Annotated in this window: 18 protein-coding genes; 12 read left to right on the forward strand and 6 right to left on the reverse strand. The window is 35.6% G+C overall.

All coding sequences use genetic code 11. The features are described from left to right. Positions 1 to 2: 2 nt before the first annotated feature. Entirely contained in the window at positions 3 to 872 is an 870-nt protein-coding gene (locus JGE69_RS04805; RefSeq protein WP_004708933.1) for a DUF2797 domain-containing protein, read from the reverse strand. A 39-nt stretch (positions 873 to 911) separates the two neighbouring features. Here JGE69_RS04805 and JGE69_RS04810 point away from each other — a divergent pair, with 39 nt between their 5' ends. Further along, positions 912 to 1373, forward strand: a complete 462-nt coding sequence (locus JGE69_RS04810; protein WP_199112489.1) for a DUF6231 family protein — start codon at positions 912 to 914, stop codon at positions 1371 to 1373. A 99-nt stretch (positions 1374 to 1472) separates the two neighbouring features. Further along, entirely contained in the window at positions 1473 to 2063 is a 591-nt protein-coding gene (locus JGE69_RS04815) for a YidB family protein (protein ID WP_199112491.1), read from the forward strand. A gap of 109 nt (positions 2064 to 2172) precedes the next feature. On the opposite strand, the gene JGE69_RS04820 is transcribed toward JGE69_RS04815, so the two are convergent. The 3 genes from JGE69_RS04820 to JGE69_RS04830 all read right to left on the reverse strand — a co-directional run bounded on the left by JGE69_RS04820 (position 2173) and on the right by JGE69_RS04830 (position 4236). Then, a complete protein-coding gene (locus JGE69_RS04820; RefSeq protein ID WP_014206653.1) occupies positions 2173 to 3279 on the reverse strand; it encodes a porin in 1107 nt (368 codons plus the stop codon). A gap of 256 nt (positions 3280 to 3535) precedes the next feature. Next, a complete protein-coding gene (locus JGE69_RS04825) occupies positions 3536 to 3949 on the reverse strand; it encodes an HIT family protein (RefSeq protein WP_005069390.1) in 414 nt (137 codons plus the stop codon). 17 nt (positions 3950 to 3966) lie between these two features. Next, positions 3967 to 4236 (reverse strand): YARHG domain-containing protein, encoded by a 270-nt coding sequence (locus tag JGE69_RS04830; protein WP_002122146.1) that lies wholly within the window; start codon positions 4234 to 4236, stop codon positions 3967 to 3969. Between the two features lie 854 nt (positions 4237 to 5090). On the opposite strand from JGE69_RS04830, the gene JGE69_RS04835 reads away from it, so the two are divergent. Further along, positions 5091 to 5555: a hypothetical protein gene (locus JGE69_RS04835; protein WP_199112493.1), complete on the forward strand. Its 465-nt coding sequence runs from the start codon at positions 5091 to 5093 to the stop codon at positions 5553 to 5555. A 113-nt stretch (positions 5556 to 5668) separates the two neighbouring features. On the opposite strand, the gene JGE69_RS04840 is transcribed toward JGE69_RS04835, so the two are convergent. Further along, entirely contained in the window at positions 5669 to 6754 is a 1086-nt protein-coding gene (locus tag JGE69_RS04840) for an alpha/beta fold hydrolase (RefSeq protein WP_199112495.1), read from the reverse strand. Positions 6755 to 6890: 136 nt separating this feature from the next. On the opposite strand from JGE69_RS04840, the gene JGE69_RS04845 reads away from it, so the two are divergent. The 8 genes from JGE69_RS04845 (at position 6891) to JGE69_RS04885 (ending at position 14524) form a co-directional block, all read left to right on the forward strand. Continuing rightward, the gene (locus tag JGE69_RS04845) at positions 6891 to 8078 is read left to right on the forward strand and encodes an O-succinylhomoserine sulfhydrylase (RefSeq protein ID WP_197738918.1); all 1188 of its coding nucleotides are present in this window, start codon (positions 6891 to 6893) and stop codon (positions 8076 to 8078) included. Between the two features lie 169 nt (positions 8079 to 8247). After that, positions 8248 to 8484 carry a hypothetical protein gene (locus tag JGE69_RS04850; protein WP_086264608.1) on the forward strand — a complete coding sequence of 79 codons (237 nt, stop codon included), beginning with the start codon at positions 8248 to 8250 and terminating at the stop codon, positions 8482 to 8484. Positions 8485 to 8748: 264 nt separating this feature from the next. Further along, entirely contained in the window at positions 8749 to 9078 is a 330-nt protein-coding gene (locus tag JGE69_RS04855; protein ID WP_002113538.1) for a YbaB/EbfC family nucleoid-associated protein, read from the forward strand. 9 nt (positions 9079 to 9087) lie between these two features. Beyond that, a complete protein-coding gene (recR, locus tag JGE69_RS04860) occupies positions 9088 to 9684 on the forward strand; it encodes a recombination mediator RecR (protein WP_199112497.1) in 597 nt (198 codons plus the stop codon). 332 nt (positions 9685 to 10016) lie between these two features. Further along, positions 10017 to 11129: an HRDC domain-containing protein gene (locus JGE69_RS04865; protein WP_227602365.1), complete on the forward strand. Its 1113-nt coding sequence runs from the start codon at positions 10017 to 10019 to the stop codon at positions 11127 to 11129. A 235-nt stretch (positions 11130 to 11364) separates the two neighbouring features. Next, entirely contained in the window at positions 11365 to 12372 is a 1008-nt protein-coding gene (prmB, locus tag JGE69_RS04875) for a 50S ribosomal protein L3 N(5)-glutamine methyltransferase (RefSeq protein WP_002113580.1), read from the forward strand. 12 nt (positions 12373 to 12384) lie between these two features. Continuing rightward, on the forward strand, positions 12385 to 13476 hold the full coding sequence (gene aroC / locus JGE69_RS04880; protein ID WP_002113712.1) for a chorismate synthase: 1092 nt from the start codon (positions 12385 to 12387) through the stop codon (positions 13474 to 13476). 331 nt (positions 13477 to 13807) lie between these two features. Beyond that, on the forward strand, positions 13808 to 14524 hold the full coding sequence (locus JGE69_RS04885) for a hypothetical protein (protein WP_032003584.1): 717 nt from the start codon (positions 13808 to 13810) through the stop codon (positions 14522 to 14524). A 242-nt stretch (positions 14525 to 14766) separates the two neighbouring features. On the opposite strand, the gene JGE69_RS04890 is transcribed toward JGE69_RS04885, so the two are convergent. Further along, on the reverse strand, positions 14767 to 15996 hold the full coding sequence (locus JGE69_RS04890; RefSeq protein ID WP_017386898.1) for a GGDEF domain-containing protein: 1230 nt from the start codon (positions 15994 to 15996) through the stop codon (positions 14767 to 14769). Between the two features lie 320 nt (positions 15997 to 16316). Here JGE69_RS04890 and JGE69_RS04895 point away from each other — a divergent pair, with 320 nt between their 5' ends. Then, on the forward strand, positions 16317 to 17069 hold the full coding sequence (locus JGE69_RS04895; protein WP_199112499.1) for a TenA family transcriptional regulator: 753 nt from the start codon (positions 16317 to 16319) through the stop codon (positions 17067 to 17069). Positions 17070 to 17090 lie beyond the last annotated feature (21 nt).

Raw genomic sequence — 17090 nt, forward strand, 5'->3', positions numbered from 1 at the left:
ATTTATGCACGTACAATCAGCTCGTACCCTGTATATTTACGAATGTTGATAACACCGATATCAAAAATTAAATATTGGCCTTTAATCCCTTGTAAGACACCGCGAATTTTCGGTGTTTTATCTAAGTTTAGAGACTTAATTTTTTCAGGATATTGTTCAACTGGGTAAACAAACTCACGTGGCAATTCATTTTCTAGTAGTTCAACCGTTTCGTTAAATTCAAGGTTTTGACTAAATTCTTCACGAATAGTTTGAATTTTAGGGGCGAACTCTTCGATTAATTGATCACGTTGTTCAACCATATTTAAAGGTTCAGCTTCACCCTTGAGGAGTTTGCGCCAATCTGTTTTATCAGCAATTAAAGAACCAAACATGGTTTCAAGCTGACCAGATAAACGGCGTGATCCAACTTTTAAAATAGGTAAGGCTTGAGTTGCACCTTGATCTAACCAACGACCTGGCATATGGCTAACACGAGTAATCCCCACTTTTAAAGCACTAGAGTTTGCCAAATATACAATATGTGGTTGGAAACAAACGCTATGGGCAAAGTCATCTTCACGACATGTACCTAAATGATAGTGACATGTTTCAGGTTTCATAATACACAAGTCACATTCCGCTTTAGTTTTAAAACATTTAAAGCAGTGACCTTGAGAATAAGACTTCGGTGTTTTAGTGCCACAAGAAGTGCAATAAATATTACCTGTCCATTCGATTTCTAGTTCTTGTCCTAAATTAAAAGGAAGATCAATTTCTGAACGGTCTAATACAAATTTGTATTCAACATTTGCCTTGGTTGTCTGTTGATCAGTTACACTAGCATCTTTTAGGCCTGCATGCATTTTATGGCAAATGCCTTGTAGTTCCATAAAGTTTAAACTCACATCTTTCAATTAAGGGTTGCAGTTATGGCTGAACAAAATGTCATCACTTCTATGCTAGACGATTTATCAAACGAACAGCCCATTCATACTGCACTTTGTATTGGCCAGAAAATTGACCAGAATAACGCAATTCAATGGCACTATTTTACCGTAACTGAGCTTTTAAGTCTGCCTTTTACTCAGCGTTATGACTTGGGTTTTGTATTGTTTAATACTGATGAAATGCAGAACATCAGCGATGTGCAAAAATCACAATTATTAGTAAAGCTAAGAGATTTATTAGCGAAACGAATTGTAGTGGTAAGTAAACGCAGTGATGAGCAGTTATTACGTTCTTTAGGTTTTACTCAACTTATTGATAAAACTTCACATGATAGTGATTTTGCTTTATGGCAATTTAATATATTGACTTATAAACATGTTCCAGACTGGTTTAATTCAAAGTTCTGGGCGAACCCGGAAAACTGGAATAAATTCCGCTGGTAAAAGGGCCTTAAATCTCTTTCAAAATTTAACAATTTGGTTTTTGCTGTCTTAACAAGAATCCGCGTATGCTCATGTATAAACCATACATAAGAGTTACACATGACTAATTTAAGCAACATTGTAGAAGTTTTGGCTAAGCAGGCTTTAGGTGGGAATCAGCAAGCATCAAGTCAAGGTGGTTTAGGTGGAATTTTAGGTTCAGTGCTAGGACAAATGGGGGGTAATACTTCATCTGGTACCCAAGGTGGTCTTGGGGGCGTACTAGGTTCTGTATTAGGGCAAGTGACTGGCAATAACAACACACCTCAAGCAGGTGGCGGTGTACAAAGTTTATTAATTGCAGTTGTGCCTTTAATCTTAGGTTGGGTGCAGCAACAAGGTGGTTTACAGGCTGCATTAGAAAAGTTGAAAGGTGCGGGTTTAGGAAGCCAGGTTCAAAGCTGGGTTGATCCAAATCAAAGTAATAGCGAAGTTCCGACTCAGCAATTACAGAGTTTATTTAATCCAGCTGACATTGAACAAGTTGCTGAGCAAGCCCAAGCGCCAAAAGAGCAAGTTTACGGTGCAATCGCATCCGTCTTACCTCAGGTCATTGACTCTTTAACACCTCAAGGTGACAGTACCGATCATCAAGAAGCAAACCAAGATATTCAAAATGTCATGAATCTTGTAAGTGGTTTTTTAAAATAAGATATAAATCTACAAAAGCCGATAAGTCTTATATCGGCTTTTTTTACTCAGGACAAAAAATAAAAGGGCATAAGCCCTTTTATTTTAGATCTGAATCAAACATAACCGATTAGAAGTTATATTCGATACCAGTACCTACAACAGTTTGTTTGTCGTCTTCTTTAATCCAGTCGCGTTTTTGTTGAGCAACGATACCGTAGAAGCGAGCTTGTTTGTTGATTTGGTAATCAAGACCTAAACCGTACAAGTCGATTTTACGATCTGATTGACCACTTACTTGTGTTTCAGCTGAAGCATATTCTGCTTTCACTTTAAGTTTAGTGTTAGGAATTTTATAAGCAGCTGTTACTGCATATGCTTCTTCTTCTAAACCACGGTAAGCTTTACCAGCTTTATCGATTGAACCATCTGATTTATATGATTGACCATATGCAGTCAAGTCATCAGTAGGTTCAGCGTGTTGCCATAAAGCACCTACTACAAAACCAGATTTAGCAATGTCATAAGAACCAGTTACACGGTAAGCATCTGTATAGACATCTTTTAGACCGTAAGCTGCATATTTACCTTTAATACCAAAGTCACCAGCAGCAGCAATTGCTAAACCGATATCTTTGTTTTCGTAACCAAGCGAAGTCGATACAGAGTCAAAGCTATCATTTTTGCTATCTTTACCAGTTTCCCCCGGTTTGCTATCAGAGGTGCTTTCACCAGTTTGAGCCATGATATTGAATGTTAAACCAGCTAATAATTTAGGGTCTAATTCAAAACCGATCACGTTGTCTAAACGGTTTTCACCGTACATGATATTAGTAATATCTAAACGTGTATCGTCATTAAAGATGTCTTGGTTACCACCAGCAGCTGTTTTGAAGTAAGAATCATACTTACCTACTTTTAATGTACCAACACCTTCAGTTTTTAAACCGATAAAACGGTTACGAGCACTAAGGTCAGTATCAGAACCTGAACCATCAGTAGAAATTGCCCATTCAGCTAAATAAACAGCAGATAACTTATCAGTTAATTTCTCTTCGCCTTTTACCCCAATACGAGAAGAGTTTGAGTTAACTTCGGTAACGTCACTTTTACCATCGAAATTTTTATTATCAACTTGGTTAATAGAAACATTTAGTTTGCCATACAAAGTTGGCGCTGCTTGCACCGCGTTTACGCTCAAAGTTGCAACTGCGGCAGCGAGTAGCAATTTCTTCATTGAGATTTCTCCAAAAGGTATTTAAAAATGGCGTATGCCTAGCTAACTATTTATTTTGTAGTTGACTTATGTACAAAAAGTTACAAAAGCTCACCAACTTGCTAAGCAGTATCGGCAAAATTTGTGACAGAGAAGTGAAGAATAAATGACAGTTTTATGACGTTTAAAATTTAGAAATAAATTAGTTATTTTCATTTTTTGATAGTTTTTAGACGAAAAAAAGCGGAGTCTAAACTCCGCTTTAACCATATAAAAATCAAAGAGCTGCTTTAATTTTTTCAGCTAATTCTTTAATTTTTTCTTGATCCCCTAACTCAACAGCATGGCGTCCAAGATGATGCACATTTGTTGGAATTAGGTGAAAATGAACATGTGGAACAGTTTGTCCTGCAGCTGCTCCAGAAAGTTGCATCAATACAATACCTTCCAAATTGAGTGCTTTTTCCATTGCCTTAGCAATCTTTTGAACAATTTGTATAGTATAGGCTGCTGCTTCAGCAGGTAAGTCCAGCAGTGTTACAGCAGGTGTTTTTGGAATAACTAATGTATGGCCATCGGCTTGAGGCATAATATCCATAAAAGCTAGAACTTGATCATCTTCATAGACTTTTATCGCTGGAAGTTCTCCACGTAAAATTTTTGCGAAGATATTTTGATCATCATATGCCATGTATTATTCCTTTAAAATTATTTACATTTCAATTCTTTTTGACGTTCTTTAATAGCGTCAAGACGTTGTTGCTCTTTGTCAGAAAACTTTGGTTTTGTCGTATGACAGTTTTCATTACCATATTTTTCTTTAGCATCAGGATCTTTAAAACAAAAGCCTTTTGACGCATAAATCAAATTGTAATCATCTTGCAATTTTTGACATTCTTGCTCAGGTGTTGCAGCTTGTACACCTAAACTAGCAATGCTCACCATGCCAGTAAAGACTGCAACCATAAATTTATTCATGAGCTTTTCCTCAGTTAAAGGTATGAACCTGTACTCAATATAAGGTTTCTTACCAATATTTCAATGACTATTAATTACTCAAGTGTCATTTTGGTTTGAATTTTGGGCAAAAAATGAATAAAATCTTTATATATCAATGTTTTAAAAATAAACAATAAAAACAAAAACTTATCTAAATTTTTATATATCTTTCCATAACTTAACTACTATCTAATACCTTGTAATTGCTCATAATGAATGAAATAGGGGACTTGCTTCTATTAAATAAAAAATCAAAAAGTTCGTAGAAAAGCCATATTTATGACTCATCTTTTGCTGAAAAGACAGTTTTAGTTTGAATTTTGGTCAATGGAAAAGAAAGATATTAATGACATGATCAAAAAACAAAGCGTGATGATTATCACATTTTGTATTTTAGGATTAGGTGGAATTCACTAGGCCCATTTATTTTAGACGGAAATGGGCTTCTCTTATTGAAACAGAGATAAAATTATTTTCGACTTTTATTTAAGTTTAAAATTCACCTGAAAGATGCATTGATTTTACATATTTAAAGTCTTATTATATGCCCCATAATTGCTGCGTTTGATAGTTTTTGTTTTTATAGCCCATTTCTCCAAATGAAATGGGCTTTTTTTATTAAAGTTATTTCGAATCATTAAAATTTAGTATTTTATATTGAGAATAAGTTCGCCTTATATTTGGATTTTGTGACATAGTATAAATGTTGCTTTCATAATTGCCCTCATAGTTACTTTCTACCCTCATACCATTACACATAGTAATAGTATATTCATCATACTTCCTTAAAGGATCTAGTCATTCGTTAAGACTAAATATTAAAGGAATAGGTGATGTCACAATTTTTACTAATTGCTGAAAAAGTTTATAAAAAGTTCGAAGAAGAAAAGCTTTTCTCCGAGGATGTAATTGGGCACTTGAATAGCTTAGTTAGTCTTATTCGGCAAGAAATAAAAGACACTTCATACAAATTAAAATATAACTTTATTGATTTTGAAGAATGTTTAAATAAACCTGCAAAGGAATGTTCAGTTAAACTCGATATCAGCTTAATGCCAATTTATAAGAATAAAAGTGAGTACATTATGTGGTTAGCGAGTTTTATCGAAAAAATTACTCTAGGTGGAAGAGAAAAGTTTCCACCGCTTACAAATAGTTTACTTCCGAGCTGTATAGTGACTAATCCTTATGTAACAAAACTGGAGCAGGCCAAGGCCTCTTCTGAAAAAAGTGCACAGATGATTGTAAATTACTTTAAATCATCTGATTATAAAAAAGTTAATAAAGTGCCTTCATAGTGAAAATAATAATTTTCTATTAAAACAATAATATTTTTGGTAAATGCTCCATTACACGAGGGCTTATTGTAGCCAAGCCAATAAAAGCAATGGATTGAATTATGGCCTCATTCTTAAATTTGCGTTGATCGTTCGGTGAGCCATTTTGCTAGTTGTGGCCAGAACTCCAATGCACTTGCCTGACTCGACATGAGACCCAAATGTCCGCCAGGGATGAGAGTAAACGTAACATCTTGGCCACTGGTTAACTGGCTTAATGGTTGAGCTGCATCAGCGGTAACCAGTTGATCACTACGACCCGCGCCCACTAAGAGAGAGCAGTCGATATTTTTTAATTCAATTTTTTTATCTTTTAACTCAATAAAGCCGCGCTTCAATGGATTTTGCAACCAAACATTGAACAACATGTCCTGATTAATTCCACCCGGGTAATCAATCATATTATTTAAAAAGCTACTTAGAGTGGCATGCTCTTGTACGAACTGAAGATCATTAAGATTTTTTAGTAGTTGAATATGACCATCGAACCAGCCTTTAGGGTCGAGAATTTTGAAACCTAAAGAATTTAAAATTCCTGGGCTATGAATCAGACGTTTTGGCAATCCAGAGTAAATACGGTTTTGAATTTTTTTATTGCGGCCAATCGTGTTGTTTATGGTTCGATAGAGTTTCCCAATATAGCCAGAAGCATAACTGTCTATTGGACTACCAAGAACAATAAGATTTTTAACATAATTTGGATGATTATGCGCTGTATATAAAGTGACGAATATACCTGCCATACTCCATCCGTGAAGCGAGATTTGTTCACTTCCAGAGTGTGTTCTGACAAGTTGTATGGCTTTAGGAATAAAATCTTCAATAAATGATAAAAAGTTAAGATGTCTGTCCTTAAACTTTAAACGGCCCCAATCTACCAAATAGACATCAAAACCAGCATTTTGGAAGTATTTAATAAGAGAACGATAAGGGTATAAATCATATATCGCCATATTAATAGCTAAAGGAGCAACAAATACCAAAGGTTCTTTAAATTGTTTTTGATTAGCGGCGTAATAACGAATACGGGTTTGATTGAATTCACCAATCACTTCAAACGGAGTGCTTTGTGACAATACTAATGTTTGAGGGCGAAATAGTCGGGTAGAGAGGTGCTTGATTTGACTTTGTTCAGAGACAAGGGACTTTAAGCGTTTCATCTTGCTTTTACCAACTATTTACTAAAGTTGAATAAAGTCTAAGCGATAATTTTAAGGTTTACCTTGACCTTAAATACCCTAGACACTCAAAATGATGATAGTTTTTTAGTACATGACCAGTAAAGGCGAACATTTAATGAACCAGTCTGATGATTTAGAATACCAACTTGATACTTTAGCCATTCGTACCGGACATACTCGTAGTTTTGAAGGTGAGCATGGCGAACCGATTTTTTTGACTTCATCATTTGTATATGAAAACGCTGCTGAAGCGGCTGCAAAATTTTCTGGTCAGGTTCAAGGAAATATCTATTCTCGTTTTACCAATCCGACTGTATCGATGTTCGAAAAACGCTTAGCTGCTTTAGATGGAGCTGAAAGAGCTGTTGCGACAAGCTCGGGAATGGGCGCGATTTTGTCAGTTGCTATGGCATATCTAAAAGCGGGTGATCATGTTATTTGCTCAAGAGCAGTTTTTGGTTCAGTTGTTGCCTTATTTGAAAAATATATAGCCAAATTTGGCGTAGATATTACATTTGTTGATTTATGTGATTTAGACGAATGGAAAAATGCCGTACGTCCTGAAACCAAACTTTTCTTTGTTGAGTCACCGTCTAACCCTCTAGCTGAGATTGCAGATATACAAGCTCTAGCAGATATCGCCCATGCGAATGGCGCATTACTTGCGGTTGATAACAGTTTCTGTACACCTGTTTTGCAGCAACCACTAAAGTTTGGTGCGGATCTTGTGATTTACTCTGCGACTAAATACTTAGATGGCCAAGGCCGTGCATTAGGCGGTGCTGTTGTTGGTAATCATCAGTTGTTAGAAGAAGTTTTCGGTGTTGTTCGTACGCTTGGACCATCAATGAGCCCATTTAATGCATGGGTTTTCTTAAAAGGTCTAGAAACTTTACGTTTACGTATGAAAGCACACTGTGAGAGTGCTCAAATTCTTGCAGAATGGTTATCTAGTCATGAAAAGGTAGAGAAGGTTTACTACGCTGGTTTACCAGCTCATGAAGGTCATGAACTTGCTGCTAAACAGCAAAATGGCTTTGGCGGTATTGTATCCTTCGTTGTTAAAGGCGAGCGTGAAGGTGCTTGGAAGGTTATTGATAATACTAAGTTTATCTCGATTACAGGTAATCTAGGTGATGTGAAATCGACGATTACCCATCCAGCAACCACAACTCATGGCAAACTTTCTGTTGAAGCAAAAGAAGCTGCTGGTATTCAAGAAGGTCTAATTCGTGTTTCTGTGGGTCTAGAAGATATTAATGACATTATTGGTGATATCTCACGTGGGTTAGATTTAATCTAATTAAGTTATGTTTGTTATGGAAAAGTCACATTCATTTTAATGTGGCTTTTTTTTGTTACCTATAAGCAACAATAGCAATAAAAAGTCTACGTTTTGTTATAAAACAGTCTAAAATTTCAACGTATAAAAGCTCTAAATTTAATAAAAATAACAAAGAGAGTCTTTAGTCATGCTTAAACCAATAATTATTTTAGTTGCGATAGGGGCAATTGGTCTAGTTGGATATAGAGTATTTGCTCAAAAAGATGAACCAACACAGATGAGTGAAACTGTATTATTAATTAATGATGCAAACAAATCCGTTCAAGACGCTGATCTTTCAATAGAAAAAGCCAATACTTCTTTCAAGAATGTTCCTTTAAGTGAATATAAACCAAACAATAAAAGTCTACAGGCTGCCCAGTAACTTTTCTAAATTTTACTTTTTTCTACTCATCAAAAGTTTTCTATATAAACGCTTTTAGTCGATTGACCATAGAAAATAGTTTCATAGATACCAATAGAAAACATTGATTTATTGTGTCAGAATTACGGATTAATTTTGATTTAAACGTACTAACCTCAATGATCTTGATGATCTATATGGGGAGTAGAAAGAGTTTAAGTTTTGCAGTGTTATGTGACTATCAATAATACTTGAAATATTTGATAGAGATACGGAGTTAGGTTTATGAATATCAATATGCTTATGCAGCAAGCGCAGCGCATGCAAAAAGATATGGAATCAAATATAAAAAAGGCTAAAGAAGAGCTTGCTCAAACTGAAGTACATGCTGAAGCGGGCGGTGGTTTGGTTAAAGTCACAATGACTGGCCGTTATATCGTAAAACGTATCGAAATTAATCCAGAATTACTTCAAGATGAACCAGACATGATTGAAGACTTAATTGCTGCTGCAGTAAATGATGCTGTACGTCAAGCAGAAGTGATTTCTGAAGAAAAAATGCAAAAAGCAAATTCTGGTATGGGTTTACCACCTGGCTTAGCCGGCATGTTCTAAGGAAATTCAGTGTTCAGCGATAGATTTGAACAACTCGTTCAAGCTTTACGTATATTGCCAAGCGTTGGTCCGAAGTCGGCTCAACGTATGGCTTTACATCTTTTAATGAAAAATCGAGAAGGGGCATTTGCATTAGCTCATGCTTTACATGAGGCTTCAAGTTATATACATGAATGTAATGTCTGTTATTCTCTAACTGAAAATGAAGTTTGTGATATTTGCGCCTCAACTGACCGAGATGATCAGTTATTGTGTGTGGTTGAATCACCAGCTGATGTGATGGCGATTGAGCAAAGCGGTAGCTTTCGTGGAAAATACCATGTTTTAGGTGGTCATCTTTCTCCATTAGATGGTATTGGTCCAGAAGAAATTGGTATTCCTTACCTAATTCAGCGTTTAAGCCAAGGTACTATTGAAGAAGTCATTCTGGCAACTAATGCGACTGTAGAAGGACAAGCGACAGCCCATTATTTGGTAGAGGCGACTAAACATTTACCAATACAAATGACGCGTATTGCTCAAGGTGTACCTCAGGGTGGTGAACTCGAATACGTAGATAGCCATACTTTAAGTCAGGCAGTACATAATCGTATGAGAATGAAATAAGCATTTCGATGCTTATTTCATTAATGAATGTACTATCAATTTGATTAAATTTATTAATTGAATTCAGTTATTAAACATAAATATTATTTTGTATTTTATTATTAAAGATATTTTAAACAAAATATGAATATAAGCATGAAAAAGATCTTATAAATTTTAAATAAAGAACATTTGGAGATAAATTTAAAAAGTACAAATAAAAGATCAAAAAATTATCTATTTTCGAAAAATTGTTCAAAAATAGAGTATTCATAAAGGTTTAAGTGGCATTTTTCTGCTTCTATGTTATATATACCAGAGTTTAAAGCACTCTTTGCAATACTTGAGAAAGCATGTTTCAGTTTATCCAACAGCAAACCGAATTGGTTGATGTTCTTCAAAAAATGGATCAATGTTCAATATATGGACTTGATACAGAATTTATTAAGGTTGACACACTCTGGCCTAAACTTGGAGTATGCCAAGTCAATGTAAATGGTGATGTCTATCTGTTGGATGGTGTTTCATTAGATCTAAGTCAGTTTTGGAAAAAGATTTTCCTCGCGCAGCAAAATATTTTTCATGCATGTGGAGAAGATATTGATTTAATCTATCATTACGCTGATCAAGAAGATTTGCTTAATGTATTTGATACTCAAGTGGGGCTTTCTTTTTTAGGTCATGGCCTGCAAGTGAGTTACCAAGGTGCTTTAAAACTTTGTCTTGATATTGATATTGAAAAAGATCAAACCAGATCTGATTGGTTGGCTAGACCTTTATCACCTCAACAACTTTGTTATGCTGCTAATGATGTTTTGTATCTAATGAAGTTAGCTCATCATATTCAAGAACAGCTTAAGCAGAAAGGGCTTTATAACTATGTTCTTGAAGACTGTAGTAGCCTAACTAAAGAAATCATTAGTGAAACACCTACCGAATTACTATATACAGATGTGGGAAATTATCGTCATTCACGTCGTCAGCTAATGCAGCTACAAAATTTAAGCGAATGGCGTGAATACATTGTAAAAGCAACGAATCAGCCACGTAGTTTTATTCTTAGAAACTCAACTATGATTGATATGGTTGAAAAGAACCCACGCAATAGCTTTCAACTGTCGCAAGTGAAAGATATTCGTCCAAATGTGGTTCGCGAGTACGGCAAAACGATTTTAGAACTTCTTAAAGCTTCAGGATTGGACTATCCGGGTGTTGGGCCACAGCATAGTTTCTTAAAAGATTTAGGTCGTGTGGAATATAACACTGCAACTGACCAAGAATGTTTGGATGCTTTTATGACCTTATCGCGTGTTGAGGGAATTGTTCCTGCGCTTGAAAGCTCACATGCTGTGGCTTGGGCAATGCGTGAAGCACCAAAGCTGCCGAAAGAAACCATGATTGTGGTTAATCTTTCTGGCCGTGGAGATAAAGATTCGGATTATGTGGCAGAAAAACTTAAGCTTTAAACCGACTAAACACAAAAAGCGGTCGAACTTCAAAGACCGCTTTTTATTTCATAGACTAAATCTATCCTTTCTTAAAAGTTCATTATTTCTTAATTAAAACAAAGTATTCTGATTTCAAGCTGTGATTGTTAGAGATAGGTGTGTAAAACACTGCTTCACAAGGCAAAGCGTTGCGTTGCTTTGTCTCACTCAGTAGAATAGTCACTTTGCAAAATTTGCCTTTGGAGACGCCTAAGTGGAGCGACCGACGATTAGCCCTGAACATTTACAGGAAGCTGCTGAAAATTTATCTACAATTCGAGATTTTATTCGCTTTGGGGTATCAGCATTACGTCAACATGATGCACATTTAGGACAAGGTACTGAAGATTATTTTGCAGAAAGTTCTGCATTAGTTTTACAAACCTTATCTCTTGAATGGTCAGCAGACTCAGAGATTTTAGATGCTAAGCTTTTGCCAAGTGAAAAAGCAGAATTCTTAAGTTTGTTAGAACGTCGTATTAATGACCGTATTCCGACTTCTTATTTATTAAATTTAGCTTACTTCTTTAATAAGCCATTTTATGTGGATGAGCGTGTACTTATTCCGCGTTCACCAATTGCAGAATTAATTGAACAACGTTTTGCACCATATTGCTTAGATGAAAATGGTCAAATGCGTGAAGCACTTAACAACCTGCCAGAAAATGCAAAACCTAAAACTCCACAGCGTATTTTAGATATGTGTACAGGTTCTGGTTGTATTGCTGTTGCTTTGGCTTATGCATACCCAGATGCTGAAGTAGATGCAACGGACATCTCTAAAGAAGCCTTAGAAGTAGCATCGATTAATGTTGAACACCATAATAAACAATATCAAGTTGCTTTACTTGAATCAGACCTATTTGCCAAAATTCCAGCTGAAAACCAGTATGATTTGATTGTAAGTAACCCTCCATATGTTGATGCTGAAGACATGGCTGACTTACCGGAAGAGTTTTTACATGAACCTGAGCTTGCATTGGCAGCAGGCCAAGATGGTTTAGATCTCGTGCGTAAAATGCTTGCTCAAGCGGCAGATTATTTAACTGAAGATGGTTTAATTGTCATTGAAGTGGGTAACTCTGAATGGGCTATGCGTCAGAACTTCAATACTATTGATTTCAACTGGCTTACTTTCCAAAAAGGTGGTTCTGGCATTTTTGCTTTAACCGCAGAACAATGTCGTCGTTATAGAAAACTATTTGAACAGCAACAAGCATAAGGAGTTGTACATATGGCAGGGAACAGTATTGGACAACTCTTTCGCGTAACGACATGTGGCGAGTCTCATGGCGTTGGTTTGATGGCAATTGTTGATGGTGTGCCACCTGGTCTTGAGTTAACCGAAGAAGATCTACAAAAAGATCTGGATCGCCGTAAGCCGGGTACATCAAAATTTGCGACTCAGCGCAAAGAACCTGATCAGGTTGAAATTATTTCTGGTGTGTTTGAGGGTAAAACTACTGGTACGCCAATTGGTTTACTCATTCGTAATACTGACCAAAAATCGAAAGATTACGGCAATATTGCTCAGACTTTTAGACCGGGTCATGCGGACTACACCTATACACAAAAGTATGGTTTCCGTGATTACCGTGGTGGCGGTCGTTCGAGTGCACGTGAAACTGCTATGCGTGTTGCAGCGGGTGCTATTGCTAAAAAATATTTAGCAGAAAAATTTGGTGTCTTGATTCGTGGTCATGTCACTCAAATTGGTAATGAAGTTGCTGAAAAACTGGATTGGAATGAAGTTCCAAATAATCCATTTTTCTGTGGTGATGTAGATGCTGTTCCTCGTTTTGAAGCATTGGTTACGTCTTTGCGTGAACAAGGTACAAGCTGCGGGGCTAAGCTAGAAATTTTAGCTGAAAAAGTTCCTGTAGGCTGGGGTGAACCTGTTTTTGACCGTCTAGATGCTGACATTGCTCATGCCATGATGAGCATTAATGCGGTTAAAGGTGTTGAAATCGGGGATGGTTTCGCAGTTGCTGGGCAGTTTGGTCATGAAACACGTGATGAGTTGACGAGTAATGGCTTCTTAGCGAACCATGCAGGTGGTATTTTAGGCGGTATTTCGAGTGGTCAGACGATTCGAGTTGCCATTGCATTAAAACCTACTGCAAGTATTACAACACCAGGTAAAACGATTAATTTAAGCCGTGAAGATACTGATGTGTTAACTAAAGGTCGTCATGACCCATGTGTAGGTGTACGAGCAACTCCAATTGCAGAAGCAATGTTGGCTATTGTCCTAATGGATCACTTCCTACGCCATCGTGCACAAAATGCAGATGTTGTTCCACCGTTTGCACCAATTGAACCATAGTCATAATTTTGACTATAGTAAATTAAGCCCCCATATTTAACTTAAACTTGGGGGCTTTAATTTTTTTATCATATTCGGCTCTATTAAATTTTAAATTATTTCCTTGTCTTATAATCTCTATATAAATATAATACCCGCGATTTATTTCTGAATATATTTATCTGCTTAAGTAAAAAATTAAAATCTTATTAATTTTTATACTTGCACAAGATATTTATATCTTAAAACTAATTTTATTCAAATTAGTTTTATATAAGTTTATTACATATTTAAATTTTATTACTTTAAACAAATAATTTTCAAAGTCATCATTGAAATTGGGGAAATATCAATGAATCAATGTACATATAGAATTGGCTGTATGTCAAAGGATAAACTATTGCCTAAAAACTTAGAGGCAATGATAAAAGTTATTCATGACTTATCTTTATCCTCTCAGCTATCTGAAAATTGGATATATAGTGATGATAATCCAGATATATATATTATTGATTTAGACAGTGGCTATACAAATATTCTTATTCCTAAAAAAATTAAAATTGTATTAAGTAATAATCCTGAGCTTTTAAAAGGTTATCAATATGGTCTAAAGAGACCCTTAAGGTATCAGGAATTATTAAAAATTTTATTAGAAATTGAAAATAATGAATATTTTAAAAAATCTTATCAAGAACGAATAGAAAATATAACCGCTACAGATCCGTTTGAGACAAAAATTCTATATAAACTTGTTTGTTATCCAAACTTTAAAAATATTCATGCAGAGCAGATTGTTAATGTCACTAGAGTTTGTGCTTTATTATCTATTGAATCAAAAACAGTCCAAGAAATTAAAAAATTCTTGAACTTATCTGTAGATGAAATACAAAAAATTATAGAGATTATTAAAAAAGAGGCTTATCCGAACTATGAAACGATACATGAGAATATTGTCTCGATATTGCCATTTTCAAATGAAGTTGTTCAGACAGCTCCTCCCAGAATGGAGCAAAACTTATTGCTCTATTTTATAAATAAACTTTGGAAGAAGTTAAAAGGAGAATTCTGATGAACTGGAATTTTTTAGCTTAGGGTAGGTATGTTTTAATCTTAACTAAACCATTCTTAATTTAATATTAAGAACTAAACAACAATATCTAGTACATATTAAATCTAGATTACATTTTAGCTTTACCACGGATGGAAAAGCTAAATAGAGAATTCTTTCATTATTTTAATTCAAAAAAATAATATTAAAAGCAAATAATGTAATCACTAGCCAAAAGTTATCCTCAATAGTTATTTTCCATTTTAAGTCAAATCTACAATTTGTTCTTCGTTTACAGCAATCTTATATTGATTACGTCCATTGGTTTTTGCTTTATATAATGCATGATCTGCTCGTGCCACAAAAGCAGAAATAGAATCGTTTAGACGTGGAATTGTGGTTGCGACTCCTACACTAATAGTGACATGTGGTGAAACATCACTACATGGGTGTTTAATCGCAATTTTATTAATCGCATTCATTAAACGTTCGACTTGTATCAAAGCTTGCTGAGAATTTGTCATTGGGAATAGTAGTAAAAACTCTTCACCACCATAACGAGCAACTAAATCTCCACTACGAGCAGCAATAGAAGAAATAGCAATTGCGATTTCTTTTAAACATTCATCACCTTTGAGGTGTCCTAGCGTGTCATTGTATGCTTTAAAATAATCGATATCGACCATCATAATAGTGAGTGGGGTTTCATGTCGTAATGCACGGCGCCATTCATTATCCAAAGTTTCATCTAGATAACGTCGATTGGCTAAACCAGTAAGTGCATCTTGCTGAGAAAGTAAGGATAACTGCTGCGCTTGTTGCATGAGCTCAATACGGTTCAGCTCAATCATACAGTTTTGTAGATAGTTTTCTCGATGTTGACGGTCCGTTGCATAGGCGAGGGTCATTCCCAAAAAACTACTAAAAGTGTAAGTTCGGTTTAAGAACGTCCAGTCGATCACACCATTTAAGTAGTTACTTACTAAAATTCCAACTAGTCCTCCCATCCATCCAGCAAATATGGCTGTATAGAAGCGCATACCAACAGCACCATAAATAATAACGATTGCATACATCATCGCAGCATGAAAAAGAACATTATCTTGTCCATTCTCAATAACGTTAATTAAAATAAAAGTAATTGCTACCGCTAAAGCCGAGCCAACTCCTACATAATAATCAAAATACTGATTTAATTTTTTAATAAATGATAAAATCCAAGCGATAAGAACAATTACACCAACCCAAGAATAATAGCTAAACCAGGATAAAACTTGTTCACTTGGTAAAACTTGATATATACCAAAGCTTAAAAATATATATAATATTAAAATAATAGGCGCTCTGTAGCGGAATTCATAGGCAGCACCGTTTTGGTATTGAAAACGATAAATCGTTTCAAGCTGCTTTGGAAACCATACAAAGTTTAATCCTCGTGTGGTTAATAAATCTATTTGTTCCTGTCCCAATATATTGGAACCCTGCAACTTCATAATTAATGCTCTCTATATTGGAAGTTGTCATAAAATGAGACTTATTTTAAGTAAAGTTCCATCTAAAAATATTGATTATATAATGTGTGGTTTATTCAAAATAATAATACAGATTTTTTAAAAAAGTAATGATTTTTATCTATGTTAAATGTGATAAAAATCACGACATTTCAATGATTAGCCTAATAATTATCTAAAGTTCCCCAATCCATCGAAAAAAGTTACAAATGGTCGATTAACGATTGTATCTTTATCATTTTCGGATAGACTTATAGCGTGAAATACAGATGATTGCTGTCATATAAATAGGAAAATTAGCAATGACTGCTCTAAATCAATATGGAATGAATTTAGAAATTACGCCGCATAATGGATGGTCACAACGGTTCTGGGACGACCTGTTACCAGCTAAAGAACGGGTGAGTAAACATCCGTTTTTTACGGAAATGGCCAATGGGGGATTGAGCCTAGATAGTTTCCGTTATGCTTTACTTAATTTCTATCCATTAGTCGCCCATTTCCCGTCATATATGGCTGGAGCATTGGGGAAAGCGACTGGATTTTCTGAACCGGGAGTTATTGAAGCGCGAGATTGGTTAATTCAAAATATTAAGGTAGAAGAGCGACACTTAAAATGGTATCGCGATTGGGCTGGAGGTTTTGGCTTAACAGTTGAAGAACTTGATCATGTACGACCACCCGCTGCTATGAATGCTGTAAACCATTTTCTATGGAATATGAGTCATCGAGGCAATTTGGCAGAATGTCTGGCTGCAACAAATTTGGCGATTGAATGGGCAACTGGAGATTGGTCTATTCAGGTGTATAAAGGTATTCATACCTATACTAATCATCCTGAAGTCACGATTGATAAACGTTCTTTAGCTTGGTTGCGCGCTCATGCACATTACGATGATCTTCATCCATATGAAGCTATGGAGTTGATTAAACGCTTATGTAATGACCGTCCTGACTGGCAGCAAAAAGCATTTCATGCTGCTGAAGAAGGGCTGCGGTATTATGAATTAGCTTTGGACGACTGCTATAGGGTACAGCTTCAAGCCTCTGCTTGATCTAGCCTTAAAAAGGGAGAA

The sequence above is a fragment of the Acinetobacter sp. C13 genome, assembly GCF_016809775.1.
Classification (GTDB): Bacteria; Pseudomonadota; Gammaproteobacteria; order Pseudomonadales; family Moraxellaceae; genus Acinetobacter; species Acinetobacter pittii.